Here is a 13,912-nt window from a genome sequence, read left to right as displayed (position 1 = left end):
CGTTGGCTAGATCGCCTGCAACTGGACGCGTTGCTCCAGCGCGGCCGAGGCTTCCTTGCGCTCGCTGTAGCGGTCCGTCAGGTAGGGCGCCGCGTCGCGGGTCAGCAGCGTGAACTTCATCAGTTCCTCCATGACGTCGACGATGCGGTCGTAATACGACGACGGCTTCATCCGCCCGGCCTCGTCGAACTGCTCGAACGCCTTGGCGACGGAGGACTGGTTGGGGATGGTGATCATCCGCATCCAGCGGCCGAGCACGCGAAGCTGGTTGACGGCGTTGAAGGATTGCGAGCCGCCGCTGACCTGCATCACGGCCAGCGTCTTGCCCTGGGTCGGCCGCACCGCGCCGATCGAAAGCGGCAGCCAGTCGATCTGGGCCTTCAGGATCGCGGTCATGGCGCCGTGGCGCTCGGGGCTGCACCAGACCTGCCCCTCCGACCAGGCCGAGAGTTCCCGGAGCTCCTGCACCTTAGGGTGGCTCGACGGCGCGCCGTCCGGCAGCGGCAGGCCGCTCGGATCGAAGATCCTCGTCTCGGCGCCGAGCGCCTCGAGGATCCGCGCCGCCTCGAGCGTCGCGAAGCGGCTGTAGGAGCGCTCGCGCACCGAGCCGTAGAGCAGGAGAATGCGCGGCGCATGCGGGCTGGCCTCAGGCTTCAGGGCGCCTGGGTCCGGGGCGTGAAACAGCGGCGCGACGAGGTTGGGCAGGTTCTGGGTATTCATGTCGGTGTGCTTGTCGGTATTCTTGGCGGGGGTATTCATGGATCTCACGGGGTCTCGTCCGTCTCGATGATTTCGCCGTCTTCCTTGACGAAGCGGCCGAAATGCGGGTTCGGCAGGATGCCGAGCACGCGTTCCGACGGACGGCAGAGTCTCGTGCCCTTCGGGGTCTCGACGATCGGGCGGTTGATCAGGATCGGGTGGGCGAGCATGAAACCGAGGAGGTCGTCATCGCTCCAGGCGGCATCGGCGAGGCCCAATTCCGTATAGGGCGTGCCCTTCTCGCGCAGCAGCGCCCTGACCGGGATGTCCATGGCGCGGATCAGCTCCACGAGCCGCTCGCGGCTCGGCGGCGTCACGAGATATTCGATGACGACCGGTTCTTCGCCGCTCTGGCGGATCATCGCCAGCGTGTTGCGCGAGGTGCCGCAGGCGGGGTTGTGATAGATGGTGACGGTCATGGCGCCGGCTCTTCCTGGGTTCGGGCGGAGGGCGAGGCGGTTCCGCGCTCGTACCAGCCCTTGCTGCGATTGACGATCCAGACCACCGACAGCATCACCGGCACCTCGATCAGCACGCCGACGACGGTGGCGAGCGCCGCGCCGGAGTGAAAGCCGAACAGGCTGATGGCGGCGGCGACCGCGAGCTCGAAGAAGTTGCTGGCGCCGATCAGGGCCGACGGGCCGGCGACGCAATGCGCCTCGCCCGCGACGCGGTTCAGCCAATAGGCGAGCCCGGCGTTGAAATAGACCTGGATCAGGATCGGCACCGCGAGCAACAGGATCACCAGCGGCTGGGCGAGGATCTGCTCGCCCTGGAAACCAAAGAGCAGCACCAGCGTGGCAAGCAGCGCCACCAGCGAGATCGGGCTCAGAATGCGCAGCAGGCGGGCGAGCGTCGGTTCGCCGCCGGAGGCGAGGAGGCGCCGGCGCAGCCATTGCGCCGCGATGACCGGCAGGACGATGTAGAGCCCGACCGAAAGTAGCAGCGTGTTCCACGGCACGGTGATCGCCGAGAGGCCGAGCAGCAACCCGACGACGGGCGCGAAGGCCACCACCATGATGACGTCGTTCAACGCCACCTGGCTCAGCGTGAAATGCGGCTCGCCCCGGATCAGGTTCGACCAGACGAAGACCATGGCCGTGCAGGGCGCGGCGGCGAGGAGGATCAGGCCGGCGATATAGCTGTCGATCTGGTCGGCCGGCAGATAGGGGCGGAACAGCTGGCCGACGAACAGCCAGCCGAGCAGCGCCATCGAGAACGGTTTCACCGCCCAGTTGACGAAGAGCGTCACACCGATGCCGCGCCAGTGCCGCCCGACCTGGCCGAGCGCGGCGAAATCGATGCGGAGCAGCATCGGCACGATCATCAGCCAGATCAGCACGGCGACGGGCAGGTTGACGTTCGCGACTTCCATCGCGCCGAGCGCGCCGAAAAGCCCGGGCGCCAGATGTCCGAGCCCGATGCCGGCAAGGATGCAGAGCCCGACCCACAGGGTCAGATATCGTTCGAAGCGGGACATCGGTCAGCCCTCGACGGGAGCGGCGGGGACGCCGGCATCCGCCTCGGCGCAGCAGGCGGAGAGGGCACCGATCGCCGGCGCGCAGACCTCCGGATGGCCCTGGCAGCAGTCCCGCATCAGGAACTCGACCAGTCCGGCGAGCGTCTGGAAGCGGGCGCTGTAGATGATCGAGCGGTGTTCGCGGCGGGACTGGATCAGCCCCGCGCGCTCGAGATGGGCGAGGTGGAAGGAGGCGCCGGAGGAGGAGACGCCGACCGCCTCGCCGACACTGCCGGCCGGCAATCCGGCCGGGCCGGCCTGGACGAGGATCCGTACCATCTGCAGGCGCGTCGCTTGCGACAGCGCGGCGAAGGCGTCGAGGGCCTGGGTTTCGTTCATCTTCATCTCAATGATTCAAGAGGTGTTGAAATGAATAGGGCGTTGGGCCCAGGAAGGCAAGAGGCGAAGACAGGGCCGGGGAGGTAGGAGCGGTGCGATGGACTGGTCGGGAGGCAGCGGACAGGAGGCTGCGATGTCCGCGAGCAGGGCCCGTTCGTCCGAAGCGCCGACGCTCTAAGGAGGCCGTAGCACAACACCACCTTCAACATGCTGAGGAGGCCCGAAGGGCCGTCTCGAAGCACGCAAAGCGGTCGTGCTGGGCCAGAGCCCTCCAGGCCGATCGATCACCTCGGCCATTATCCTGAGTGTCGGGCCGGTATTGTTTGAATGGCGCTATCTACACGCGAATTTCACGCAACAGCCAGATCCCGGACTGCATTCCAGAACTCGACCATCATCCTGAGGTGCCCGGCGAAGCCGGGCCTCGAAGGAGGGTCCAGGGAACGCCCCGAGGCGGATTGCGCCAGACTTTGTCTACGAACCGCAATGCGTCGAAGGAGGATTCGTACGATCCCGGCGACCCGTCGATCGCCTCCGCCTGCATCGTGCATTTGGGTCGACATGCAAAAGCTGAGACGGCGCCGCGGACGCCGCTGCAATCTCTCCAAGCCTTCCAGTTCTGCCCAGGTGAGGGCACGTGTGGATCGGCGGTACCCAAACGCTATGTGCCGGACACCTCAGGACTATGGAAACCGAGGGCTGCGCGACTGCCGCGGGCGCCTTTGAATTGGTTGAGTAGAAGCGGTGAGGGCTGTGGCATGCGGAAACGGCGGCCTGCTCTCAGGCCGCCGTTCCCTTGCGCCGGGCACAGGCGAACTCTGCCGGCGATCTCGGTCGCCTTGGCTCATTCCTGCACTTGCCGTCGTCCCGGCCTGGCCTCCGCCTTGCCGGATGAGGGCGTCTCAGCCGCCCCGGCCGCCGCCACCTTCGCCGCCGCTGCTGCCACTGCTGCCGCCGCCTTCACTGCCCGTGTGGCTGCCGCTGTCACCGCCGCCGCTGCTGCCGCCGCTATTGCTGCCCTCGGTACCACCGCCGGAGCTGCCGCCGCCTTCGCTGCCGCCGGAGCCGCTGCCCCCATCGCCGCTGCCGGGATGGCTGCCCGTGTCACCACCACCGCCGGGGTGACTGCCGGTGTCGCCGCCGCCGCCGGAATGATGGCCGGTATCGCCACCGCCGCCGGTGTTGCCGCCACCGCCGTTGTTGCCACCGCCGTTGTTGCCACCGCCGTTGTTGCCGCCGCCATTATTGCCGCCGCCATTGGTGCCGGGGCCCTGATTGGTGCCGCCGGAGACGGCTCGCGTCAGGCCGAACGGCAGGCTGGATCCGCCGCCGCTGCCGCTCGATGAGTATGACGCGCAGCCCGATGTCTTCAGCATCTCGAAAAGGATCGGCTGAGAGCATCCGAGGCGGGGTTGTGCGCTCGCCGTCGAGATCATGCCGGGATCGGCTACGTAATTGGCGCTAACAAAACCCGCGGCTGCCGCAAAGACTATGTATTTGAGGGTCATTTTCGTGCGCCTTACCTGAAGAATCCCCAAGATGATCAGGAAGGTGTCGTTATGGTTGCATCGGGTCAATGGATGGATATGTCAGGGTTTTGCGAAGGCTCTCGCGGTTGCTACGGTGGCCGACGTTTAGGTCGGCGAGCTGATATCCGTAAATTGTAATGAATTTTGAAATGATTACAGCGATCGGCTGCCACGGCGCGGGAGGGATTTTGCGTTTTCGACCGTGAGTCCGACGCCGTCGGCGAAGGCCGATTTTACGCACCCGACACCGCTTTTCACGGGATGTTGATGAGCCGGCGCACCCGCCGTCGCGCCGCCCGAGATCCGGATCGCCGACACCGGCGGCGAAGGATGCCCGCGCGCCGACAGGGATCGGCGTGCCGCCTCGGGGCGCCGCGGTTCCGGCATCCTGCGCGGGGCGGCGCCCGGCAAGGGCAATTCCCGCGTGTCAAACGGCAGTGCGGCCGAGGCCTGTGAATTGCCGAAAGAGGCGCTTGACCCCCATGCCGAAACAGCCTATCTCCACACCCACGGCGCGGCCAGTTGAAGAAACTCTCCCGCCGGACAGTGAAGTCCGGCCTTTTGTGTGAGTTATCTCAACGGCTTAGTTGGGGAATAGTTTAACGGTAGAACGACGGACTCTGACTCCGTTAGTCTTGGTTCGAATCCAGGTTCCCCAGCCACTTTTTCAAAATTCAGTAGAATTGGCTGCAATACGAGTTTGGCGTCCTGAAAACGGGCCTCGACCGTAAAGGTTTTCTGTTTGCTAGGCGGGTTGCTGCTGCGGGCATGGTCGTGGCGACTTTCGCATCTTTTGCTTGTATTTTTTTGCGTCTGCAACCTGGTCTCAATCGGTGTGTTGATGGGAGGGGTGTGAATGGCAAATAAGGGGCAGGTCGCTGAAAAATCTGAGCTAAAATGCGGTTTGGTGATGCCAATATCGGCCATTGATGGCTGTTCGGCGGATCACTGGCTGGATGTGAAGAATATACTGATAGAGGCGGTATCGTCAGTATCGTCCTTTAAGTTTAACGCCGTCTTGGTCAGCGATGCTGACGATACTGGGTTCATACAGCGTCGCATCGTTCAAAATTTGTATGATAGCGATATCATCGTTTGTGATGTGAGCTGCAAAAATCCAAATGTTATGTTTGAGTTGGGCATTAGACTTGCCTTCGACAAGGCTACTGTTATCATCAAGGATGACGTGACTGATTATTCATTTGATACGGGAATAATCGAGCATTTAACTTACCCGCGTGACTTGAGGTTTGGGCGGATCGTCAATTTTAAGGAGATCTTGGCGAAGAAGATCGAGGCCACTTATCAGGCCAGTCTAAATTCTGACGGATATTCGATGTTTTTGCATAATTTCGGGAAATTCAACGTGTCCGGGTTGTCGGAGGCGTCGGGCTCGGTCGATCAAGCTCTTCTACAGATGATGTCAGAGATGCAGGTGGACCTCGCTAGGGTTCGCAGAGCCACGTCTCTCCCGAATGTAAATATCTCGAGTGGTGGTGTTAGGGCCAATCGAGTTTTGTCCTCTGAATTTGAAAAATGGGCCGATTACTACGTCAGAAGTAATCTTGGGGGAGATTTAAGTAAACTAAACGCCGAAGATGCGTTTGGAAATGCTGTTGCAAATATGGATCTATTTAAATATTTCGAGTCACCTTCTATGGCGCGAAGGTGGTTTGACAATCGCATTAGCGTGTTATTGATGCCGAGCCGTACCCGCGATGCGGAAAGGGTAGACTAAACTCCGATCGATGCTCCACAGAGACCCGCCGTGGTGAGCGGCGGACCTCTGCCGTCTAGCGCGGCGGTATGAGGCTGTTAACGCCAGTCAGCCTTGTCGTCACCCGGCGAGCAGCTCCAAGAAAGCCGTTCCTCAATATATGTGGCGTGGACCGGGTCGTCTGCAGTGAGGTCAGCGAGGCTGACGAACACTGTCCGCCGGGTCACTCGCTCAGGGCGAATTCGCGTCTGGCGTTTTCGATTTCAGGCAGGTGGCTGCTTACCCAAGTGCAGATGCCGGTGACCAGCGCCAGCAGGCTGCGGCCGAGCGGCGTCAGCCGGTACTCCACCTTGGGGGGAATGACAGGGTAGACCTTGCGGCTCAGCAGGCCATCGCGCTCCAGCTGCCGCAGGGTCTTGGTCAGCATCTTCTGGCTGATGCCCTCGATCCCATCCAGCAGTTCCGTGAACCGCATCTGCTCCCGCTCGCCGAGCGTGGCGATGATGAGCAGGGTCCATTTGTCCCCGATCCGGTCGATCATTTCCCGCGCCAAGGCGCGGTCCTTGCTGTCGATCGAAGACGCCGTTTCGTTGGTTTTGCTCTTGGTTTCCATGAGGAAACAGTAGCACTTTGAGGTGCCTTCTTTCCAGAAGAAACCAGCTCTCCTATGTTTGCCAATAGAGCCGCAGGAAAAATCCGATCACCTGGCGAATTGTGCAATCAAAGGAAGTTGTTATGCGTGCTTTAGTGGCAAATGGTAATGCCGATAGCTTGGTGGAATTGGCTAAAGTTGCCGTCCCGTCTCCAAAGAGCGACGAAATGCTTGTCGAGGTCGAGGCGTTTTCTCTTAATCGGCCCGACTTCTTGTGGCTGGCCGCGCCCAATTCTCAGTGGCGCGTCGGCATCGATTTCGTCGGTAAGGTCGTTGAACCGCCTCGCGATGGCGCCGGCCCGGCCGTCGGAGACCGCGTGATGGTCCATGCCCCGCAGGGCGGCGGCGGCGCCGAATTTGCGATCGCCAGGCCCGAGCTCTCGGTCGTCGTCCCGCCCGGTGTCGGTTCCGCTGTCGCCGCCGCGCTGCCTCTCGCCGGATTGGTGGCGCTGCGCCTCGTACGCGAGGCCAGGATCAAGGCGGGGCAACGCGTGCTGATCACCGGCGCAACCGGTGGCGTCGGTCACTTCGCCGTCGAACTCGCCCTGAACGCGGGCGCCTCCGTCACGGCGCTCGCCCGTTCGGGCGAAAAGACCGAGCTGCTCGAGCAGCGCGGCGCCAAAGTCATCCATACGCTCGACGGCGAGCTGGAGCCGTTCGATATCATCCTGGAATCGATCGGCGGACCGGTGCTGACGAAGGCGCTCTCGAAACTGGTTCGCAAGGGGCTGGTGCTGTGGTTCGGCGCCGCCAGCGGTCAGCCGGTGCAGATCGATTTCTTCAGCTTCTTCCCGGACCGGTCGAGCTTCACCCTCAAGCACTTTGTCTACAACGAGGTCGAAGGCGACCTCTCCGCCGACCTTCATGAACTCCTCGAACTCGTGGCGACAGGGGTGCTGAACCCGCATGTCTCCCGGATCGAGGACTGGAGCCAGACCGCCGAGATCCTCAAGGCGATTCAGCAGGGGACACTGGCAGGCAAGGCAGTCCTGACGCTCAAGACCCCGGCGTAGGTCTGGATTCCAGGCGCGAGTGGAAAGGCGCGACCGGCAAGGTCGCGCCAACCGATCGGCTGGCGCGGCAGTCGCAACGGCGATCAAGTGGAGCCACTCCGAATCGACCATAGGATTGGCGGGGTCAGGGAGGGCGCATGGATCCGGTCGGGAAAGCTCTTTGGTACATGGAGTGCCACTACGAGAAGACGATCACGCTGGGCGAGATCGCCGAAGCGAGCGGCGTTTCCCGCTTCAACCTGTCGCGCGCCTTCGGAACCGCAACCGGACACACTGTCATGGGATATCTGCGTCGGCGTCGCCTCTCCGAGGCGGCGCGGGCGCTGTCCGATGGGGCGCCCGATATCCTGACGGTGGCGCTCGACGCGGCCTATGGCTCGCACGAAGCGTTCTCCCGGGCCTTTCGCGATCAGTTCGGCCTCACGCCCGAGCAGGTGCGCGCCCAACGCCATCTCGGCAACCTCGAACTTCTGGAGCCCATCCGAATGGACCAATCCCTGTTCGTTGAACTCTGGTCTCCGCGTGTCGAGGACCGTGGCGATTTGCGGATCGCGGGACTGTCCGATCGCTTCAGCTTCGAGACGAACCAGGGCATACCCGCGCTCTGGCAGCGCTTCATACCCTATATCGGCAGTATTCCCGGGCAGGTGGGCTGGACCAGCTACGGTGTCTGCAGCAACGGCGATGGCGCGGGCAACTTCGACTATACATGCGGTGTCGAGGTGCCCGAGACTTCCGATATCCCGGCCGAATTGACCTCTATCCGCATCCCGGCCCGGCGCTATCTGGTGTTCGTCCACCGGGGCCATATCTCCACGATCGGGCGCACGGTCTACACGATCTGGAACAAGGCCCTGCCGGAATCCGGGCACGAGGCCGCATGCGCGCCGGATTTCGAGCTCTACGACGAGCGGTTCGACCCCGTCAGCGGCTCGGGAGAGGTCGAGATCTGGATCCCGGTCAAAGCCGAGGCATGAGGCCAGTGGCTGCCAGAGCCGTTCGTCATGCCGTGCCGCCCCGCGCTTGCGCGCCGACTGGGCGACGGTAACACAAAGCGGCGGCCTTCGTTCAGGCCACTAGATCTTCGTTGGAAGCTTTGGGATCTTGATGACCGGCGCTTTTCTCAGGCGCCTTTGCTTCTCGATCCGCCGTGCCAGGCGCTTGAAGGGACGGAGCAGCTCAAGCGCCACCCTGACAGGCTGGCTTCGTCGGCGCTTGGTGCGGGAGACTGCCGCCGGCCTCAACGGCAGCCGGTCGCTCTCGATGATACTCCGAAGGGCGCCTGCATCTTCCAGCAACTCCGACGCCTGGATGCAGATACCGGGGCGAACTTCATATGCAACGGAGAAGCGTCCGGCCAAGGCGTTGTCGAACAGGAACTGGTCGACCGGGGAGGCGAAGCCGGGAGTGTTCGCGATCCTCCCCGCGAGTTCCCTGGAAATCACGTACGCGCCGGTGGCGTTCCATGGGGCATCGACCTTGAAGAGGCGGTGGCGAACGCCGGCATTCTCCGCGCTGCCCTGGTAGCGGGGGAGGTGAGGGGCTTCCAGTTTGACGAGATGCACGCCCCGAGGGATCCAGTCGGCGCTCGACAGCAATTGCCCGACTTCCATGTCCAGGTGCAGGTCATCTTCGAAGATGGCACCAAAGGCGTCTTCGCCTTCCGCGATCATCTTCCAGCATTGTCGGTGGCTGAGCAGGCAGCCCACTTCCGACGCGGCCCATTCAACGCCGTCCGCTCTCGTTCGGGTGTGCTGAAGCAACTCTTTGCGTGAAAGGGCTCGCCCGTTGATGGCGTCCACTCGTTCAAAGCGTACCCCGATGCGCGCGAATTGGCCGCTCATCCAGTCGAGACGCTCTCGCGACTCCGCGAGATTGATCATCAGTGCTTTCAATGGAAAGTCTCTGCAGAGGATATCGGGCCGTGTGCTCAGCTCGCTTGACGAGCCTGCAGCTGCTTTCCTTCATTGACCAACGCCTCCAGGGGCGAGCCGGCCGGCGGCGTCTTGCAGAGATGCCGCAGATGTTCGTTCCAGAGATGAACGACCTTCGTCCGAGGGGTCAGGAAGTCTTCCATCTTCAGTCCTGGGTCGAGCAGCAGATTGGCGCGGCTCGGCGCCAGGCCATAGAGGATGTCCGCCGCGAGAACATGCACGTCGACGGAGTGTTTCCGCGCATAGTAGGTGAGGGCCACGGGTCCGACCGTCCCCCAAGGCATGTCGGCAATCTGCACCGGCGCACCGAGAAGCGCGCGCATCCTGAGCCGGCGCTTTCGGCGCTTGTCGAACCAAGGCGGAATGAATGCCTTTGCCTTGCCGATCGACCGCAGCTCGCGCAGCAACTCGGAATCGGCCGGCATCCGGAGCAGCGCGCTGCAGATATGCGCGCCATCCTCCCAGCCCATGATGTATTCGGCGTCCTCGATCGGCCTGATGCAGTAGCAGTCGCAGTCCGCGTAAACGCCAAGATCCGCTGCGAGCAATTCATATCGAAACAGATCGGACGCGATCGCGTAACTTCCCGTCGCGGTATGCCGTACAAGGCTCGACCGGGGCAGGATATCGTTGCCGTCCGACAGTTCGATGCCCTTCGGAACGCCGGCCACGTCTTCGTAGACGTGCAGGCGAACGCGGTGCCCGGCGCGCTGGAAAGAGTGAAGGCAGGCCGCATGCATTGGGCCCAGGCTGGGGCCGATCCAGAGCGCGTTGATAACCGGCAGATGCAACTTTCAATTCCCCAACACACGGACTTCAACCGTGCCTCAGACGGGCGTTCTACTCATCCTGGGCGCGAGCCACAACGTCCGTGAAAAGTTGCTCAGCGTTGAGGCTGTGAATAAGGGCAGGGCGATGGATCGCCGCCTGCGTAGTTGGTTGCAGCGGGCCCGTTATTGAGGTCGCGGTTCGTCGCGATCATCCGCCGCTGGCAGAATCTGGATGCCTTGCGGCGATATTGTGAACCCCTTCGATGCGGCTTCGCGCCAGTCGCATTGGACGATGTGGTCCAGCTCCAACCAGGGAGCGAGGCCGCTCTCCGGCGGTCGCCAGCGGTTCGAGTGCCAGAACATGACGTGCAGGTACACGGAGTCTTCCCCGCCCCGTTCATGGCGAAGTCTGCCTCGCTGCCAGCTCCAGTTGGAGGGGCCCAATTGCCCATCGGGCCAAAACTCGCTTCCGCCCGGTGTGGCATAGCGGTTCACGAACAAGGATCTGGGACCCAGCAGTCGTCGAAGAAAACGGAACTTCCTGGGCATTCGCAGGACCCTGGCGAAGTGGTCCTCGTCGATGCCGACGTAATCGCGGTTGCGAAGGTGGTCTTGCCAGGACTCTATCCGGGTAAAGTATTCCCGCATTCGGCGGGTGTTCCGAAACACGGAAAGATGTCCGGCCACTCGATCGTCGAGAGCCGAAATCGCGTCGAACCTGGCCAGGAGCTGGTCGTTGTAGACGGCTCGAATGTCGCCGAAAATGACGTCTATGTCGCAGAAGCCGAAGGATCTGTACCCCTTCAGCTCATCTTGATGGATGAACCCCAGGCAGGGCTTCAGGTCGCAGAGCTTGTAGGGGCTCATCTGGCTCAGATCGAGTCCCAGCGCGGCCCCGGCCTTCTTCTTGAACGCATCGAATGACGACGTCTTGAACCTTACGTTCTCGGCCGTGTTCTCTGGCGCGGGCTGATCCGTCGGAATCAGCCAATCGACTTCGGGATTCAGTTTGCAGGATTCAATGAAGAAGTTGATCCAGGCCGGCCATGGCCCGAACCAAGGTGAAATCAGTATTAGCGGCTTCAACGCTCGCACTCTTCCTTGCCCAGGGGAAATCGCTGATGGCTCGCCCCATTTGATTGACAGCGTCTATCTGCTGGCTCGGCGGCTGGCCGTCGAGTGCAATACAGCGCTCCATTCTTCTCTACCCAGGAATATTCGATTCTGTTCGTTCGCGCCCGCCAGGGCCATCGATCGACGTCTCGGGCCGCGTCGCCGATCCCTCACCCCGCCGCCGACCTCCACTCACTCGGCGACTGGCCGACGAATTTCTTGAAGGCGCGGCTGAAGGCGGCTTCGGAATCGTAGCCGACCTCGCGCGCCACGGCGGCGACCTTGGTGCCGCGCTCGGCCAGGCGGCGGGCGGCGATCTGCATGCGCCATTGCGTCAGATACTGGATCGGCGGATAGCCGACGAGCTGGGTGAAGCGTTCGGCCAGCGCCGAGCGCGAGGCGCCGGCCTCGGCGGCGAGGTCCTCCAGCGTCCAGCCGCGCGCCGGCTCCGCGTGCAGCCGCGCCAGCGCCCGCCCGACCAGCGGATCGCGCAAGCCCGCCAGCCAGCCGGTATTGTCGGTGGCGAGCTGGTCCATGTGCTGGCGGATGACTTCGACGAACATCAGCTCCGACAGCCGGTTCAAAATGCTCTGGCTGCCGGCGCGCTTGTTGCCGGCCTCGGCGGTGGCGAGGCGGATGAACTGGTCGAGCAGGCCTTCCGGCGTGTTGGTGGCGCGGCCGAGCCGCATGAAGCGCGGCAGCGAGGCGAGCAGCGGGTTGAACGGCCGCGCGTCGCAGCTGAAGAAGCCGCAGACCAGGCGGGTATCGGCCGGCCCATCGCTGCCGGAATTGAGGCGGAAGGGCAGGAGATTGTCGTCCCGCGGCCGGTTGAAGACGCTCCATTCCGGCTCCGCGCGCATGCCGGGCCCGCTCGACAGCGCATGGGGATCGCCATGCGGCATCACGGCGATGTCGCCCTCGCAGAGCTCGACCGGCTCGAAATCGCCGCGATCGACGATCGAGATCCAGCACGAGCCGCGCGTCACCACGTGATATTCGATCGTATGCTGCGATCCCGGCGCGACGTCCCGCGCGATCTTCTGCATCGGCGGCGCTTCGGCCACCCAGGGCGAGCGGGCGCTGACGTCGAAGAAGACCGCGCCGGTCAGGTGCACGGCGGACAATACGTCCGACAAGACATCCGTACCCATGGTTGCCGTTCCTTCGGCCGCACCCGTTTTCGCCAGTGTGCCTTGTCCGTCGCGGGCATGGGAACGTCGGGGCGGCGAGTGCGCATGCGAGCGCGGCGGCGCTCCGGACGTTTCCCTTGAAAGATAGCAGGTCTGGACGCTCGGGCAATAAATCCGGCGGCTCGATCATTTTGCCGGACATCGAATTCCGTTACGTCATGGCCCGCATCGAAGGCGCCGTGCCGCAATCATCCCCGACCGGCAACGCGTGGACCCTTCGCCAGGTGGAGCCCGGCGCCCGATGCCCGCGACACGCGCCAGACGCGGTCGCGCTCACGCGACCCCGAGGGAAAAGCCCCAAGGGAACTGCCACGCTTCGGAAATGCATGCCGCGGCCGCCGATGGGGGCCGCGCGAGCTCTCGACCCCTGCGCCGTTCGCGGCGCGCAACCGTCCAGGAGACCAGCATGACCATGACCACTCTCGGAAGCGATCCGACCCAGATGAGTACCATGACCGCCGCCATGGCGGCCGCCCCCGATCTCGCCGTCCTGAAGGCGCGCCAGCAGGCGACCTGGTCGGCCGGCGACTATGCCGTCGTCGGCACCACGCTGCAGATCGTCGGCGAAAGGCTGGCGGAGGCGATGGACCTGCGCTCGGGCCAGAGCGTCCTCGACGTCGCCGCCGGCAACGGCAATGCGACGCTCGCCGCGGCGCGGCGCTGGTGCGAGGTCACTTCCACCGATTATGTCGACGCGCTGCTGGTGCTCGGCCGCAAGCGGGCGGACGCGGAGGGCCTCGCCGTGACCTTCCGCCATGCCGACGCCGAGGACCTGCCGTTCCAGGACGGCGCGTTCGACGCGGTGATGTCGACCTTCGGCGTGATGTTCACCGCCGATCATGACCGCGCCGCCGCCGAGATGCTCCGCGTCTGCCGCCCGGGCGGCAAGATCGGCATGGCCAACTGGACGCCGGATGGCTTCATCGGCCAGATGTTCAAGGTGATCGGCACGCATGTGGCGCCGCCGCCGGGCGCGAAATCCCCGGCGCTCTGGGGTATGCGGGCGCGGATCGACGAGATGTTCGGCGAAGGCGCGCGCGCCATCGCCATGGAGACGCGGATGTTCACCTTCCGCTACCGCTCGGCGGCGCATTTCCTCGATATCTTCCGCCGCTACTACGGCCCGACGCTGAAGGCATTCGGCGCGCTTGACGACATGGGCCAGAAGGCGCTGGCCGATGATATCGCCGCGCTGATCGGGCGTTTCAACAAGGCGGAGGACGGCACGCTGGTGGTGCCCTCCGAATATCTGGAGATGGTGATCACGCGAGGCTGAGCGGGATCCCTGCCGGTTAAAAGGCGTCGTCGCGACGGCACAGTCGCGGCGGCGCCTTTTCCTTTGCCGGCTTGCCCCCGGCCCGGCCGGACTTGTTGGCG

General features: G+C 63.6%; 14 protein-coding genes and 1 tRNA gene. 5 read left to right on the top strand and 10 right to left on the bottom strand.

What is annotated here, in order from left to right:
* Window positions 1-6: 6 nt before the first annotated feature.
* From arsH to K32_RS14195, 5 genes are all read right to left on the bottom strand, one after another.
* Entirely contained in the window at window positions 7-720 is a 714-nt protein-coding gene (arsH, locus tag K32_RS14215) for an arsenical resistance protein ArsH (protein ID WP_201404501.1), read from the bottom strand.
* 44 nt (window positions 721-764) lie between these two features.
* A complete protein-coding gene (gene arsC, locus K32_RS14210) occupies window positions 765-1,178 on the bottom strand; it encodes an arsenate reductase (glutaredoxin) (RefSeq protein WP_201400152.1) in 414 nt (137 codons plus the stop codon).
* Window positions 1,175-2,239, bottom strand: coding sequence for an ACR3 family arsenite efflux transporter (gene arsB / locus K32_RS14205; protein WP_201400151.1), 1,065 nt, complete (start codon window positions 2,237-2,239; stop codon window positions 1,175-1,177). Before arsB ends, arsC begins: the two co-directional genes overlap by 4 nt.
* A gap of 3 nt (window positions 2,240-2,242) precedes the next feature.
* Complete coding sequence (locus K32_RS14200; protein ID WP_201400150.1) at window positions 2,243-2,617, bottom strand: helix-turn-helix transcriptional regulator; 375 nt, start codon at window positions 2,615-2,617, stop codon at window positions 2,243-2,245.
* A 902-nt stretch (window positions 2,618-3,519) separates the two neighbouring features.
* The gene (locus K32_RS14195; protein WP_244669511.1) at window positions 3,520-4,125 is read right to left on the bottom strand and encodes a PE family protein; all 606 of its coding nucleotides are present in this window, start codon (window positions 4,123-4,125) and stop codon (window positions 3,520-3,522) included.
* A 609-nt stretch (window positions 4,126-4,734) separates the two neighbouring features.
* On the opposite strand from K32_RS14195, the gene K32_RS14190 reads away from it, so the two are divergent.
* Together K32_RS14190 and K32_RS14185 are read left to right on the top strand one after the other, a co-directional pair.
* Window positions 4,735-4,808, top strand: a tRNA-Gln gene (locus K32_RS14190).
* Window positions 4,809-5,002: 194 nt separating this feature from the next.
* Window positions 5,003-5,884 (top strand): hypothetical protein, encoded by an 882-nt coding sequence (locus tag K32_RS14185; protein ID WP_201400149.1) that lies wholly within the window; start codon window positions 5,003-5,005, stop codon window positions 5,882-5,884.
* Window positions 5,885-6,086: 202 nt separating this feature from the next.
* Here the strand turns inward: K32_RS14185 and K32_RS14180 are convergent, their stop codons facing one another.
* Window positions 6,087-6,476 carry a helix-turn-helix domain-containing protein gene (locus K32_RS14180; protein ID WP_201400148.1) on the bottom strand — a complete coding sequence of 130 codons (390 nt, stop codon included), beginning with the start codon at window positions 6,474-6,476 and terminating at the stop codon, window positions 6,087-6,089.
* Window positions 6,477-6,682: 206 nt separating this feature from the next.
* Between K32_RS14180 and K32_RS14175 the strand changes: the two genes are divergently transcribed.
* Window positions 6,683-7,528, top strand: coding sequence for a zinc-binding dehydrogenase (locus tag K32_RS14175; RefSeq protein WP_201400147.1), 846 nt, complete (start codon window positions 6,683-6,685; stop codon window positions 7,526-7,528).
* A gap of 137 nt (window positions 7,529-7,665) precedes the next feature.
* Window positions 7,666-8,505 carry an AraC family transcriptional regulator gene (locus K32_RS14170; RefSeq protein WP_201400146.1) on the top strand — a complete coding sequence of 280 codons (840 nt, stop codon included), beginning with the start codon at window positions 7,666-7,668 and terminating at the stop codon, window positions 8,503-8,505.
* Between the two features lie 99 nt (window positions 8,506-8,604).
* Here K32_RS14170 and K32_RS14165 read toward each other — a convergent pair whose 3' ends face one another.
* The 4 genes from K32_RS14165 to K32_RS14150 form a co-directional block, all read right to left on the bottom strand.
* The gene (locus tag K32_RS14165) at window positions 8,605-9,411 is read right to left on the bottom strand and encodes a glycosyltransferase family 25 protein (protein ID WP_201400145.1); all 807 of its coding nucleotides are present in this window, start codon (window positions 9,409-9,411) and stop codon (window positions 8,605-8,607) included.
* 47 nt (window positions 9,412-9,458) lie between these two features.
* Complete coding sequence (locus K32_RS14160; RefSeq protein ID WP_201400144.1) at window positions 9,459-10,253, bottom strand: hypothetical protein; 795 nt, start codon at window positions 10,251-10,253, stop codon at window positions 9,459-9,461.
* Between the two features lie 162 nt (window positions 10,254-10,415).
* Window positions 10,416-11,318: a DUF6625 family protein gene (locus tag K32_RS14155; protein WP_201400143.1), complete on the bottom strand. Its 903-nt coding sequence runs from the start codon at window positions 11,316-11,318 to the stop codon at window positions 10,416-10,418.
* Window positions 11,319-11,515: 197 nt separating this feature from the next.
* The gene (locus K32_RS14150) at window positions 11,516-12,496 is read right to left on the bottom strand and encodes an AraC family transcriptional regulator (protein ID WP_201400142.1); all 981 of its coding nucleotides are present in this window, start codon (window positions 12,494-12,496) and stop codon (window positions 11,516-11,518) included.
* Between the two features lie 481 nt (window positions 12,497-12,977).
* Here K32_RS14150 and K32_RS14145 point away from each other — a divergent pair, with 481 nt between their 5' ends.
* The gene (locus K32_RS14145; protein WP_201404499.1) at window positions 12,978-13,811 is read left to right on the top strand and encodes a class I SAM-dependent methyltransferase; all 834 of its coding nucleotides are present in this window, start codon (window positions 12,978-12,980) and stop codon (window positions 13,809-13,811) included.
* Window positions 13,812-13,912: the final 101 nt, after the last annotated feature.

Source organism: Kaistia sp. 32K (assembly GCF_016629525.1).
Lineage (GTDB): Bacteria > Pseudomonadota > Alphaproteobacteria > Rhizobiales > Kaistiaceae > Kaistia.
This window is presented reverse-complemented; position numbering and strand designations above follow the sequence as displayed.

Bases quoted from the DNA above. Each gene is read 5' to 3' on its own strand.
- K32_RS14145 (WP_201404499.1), top strand. From the start codon at position 12,978: ATGAGTACCATGACCGCCGCCATGGCGGCCGCCCCCGATCTCGCCGTC.
- K32_RS14150 (WP_201400142.1), bottom strand. From the start codon at position 12,496: ATGGGTACGGATGTCTTGTCGGACGTATTGTCCGCCGTGCACCTGACC.
- arsH (WP_201404501.1), bottom strand. From the start codon at position 720: ATGAATACCCAGAACCTGCCCAACCTCGTCGCGCCGCTGTTTCACGCC.
- arsB (WP_201400151.1), bottom strand. From the start codon at position 2,239: ATGTCCCGCTTCGAACGATATCTGACCCTGTGGGTCGGGCTCTGCATC.
- K32_RS14170 (WP_201400146.1), top strand. From the start codon at position 7,666: ATGGATCCGGTCGGGAAAGCTCTTTGGTACATGGAGTGCCACTACGAG.
- K32_RS14175 (WP_201400147.1), top strand. From the start codon at position 6,683: ATGCTTGTCGAGGTCGAGGCGTTTTCTCTTAATCGGCCCGACTTCTTG.
- K32_RS14200 (WP_201400150.1), bottom strand. From the start codon at position 2,617: ATGAACGAAACCCAGGCCCTCGACGCCTTCGCCGCGCTGTCGCAAGCG.
- K32_RS14185 (WP_201400149.1), top strand. From the start codon at position 5,003: ATGGCAAATAAGGGGCAGGTCGCTGAAAAATCTGAGCTAAAATGCGGT.
- K32_RS14180 (WP_201400148.1), bottom strand. From the start codon at position 6,476: ATGGAAACCAAGAGCAAAACCAACGAAACGGCGTCTTCGATCGACAGC.
- K32_RS14165 (WP_201400145.1), bottom strand. From the start codon at position 9,411: ATGATCAATCTCGCGGAGTCGCGAGAGCGTCTCGACTGGATGAGCGGC.
- arsC (WP_201400152.1), bottom strand. From the start codon at position 1,178: ATGACCGTCACCATCTATCACAACCCCGCCTGCGGCACCTCGCGCAAC.
- K32_RS14195 (WP_244669511.1), bottom strand. From the start codon at position 4,125: ATGACCCTCAAATACATAGTCTTTGCGGCAGCCGCGGGTTTTGTTAGC.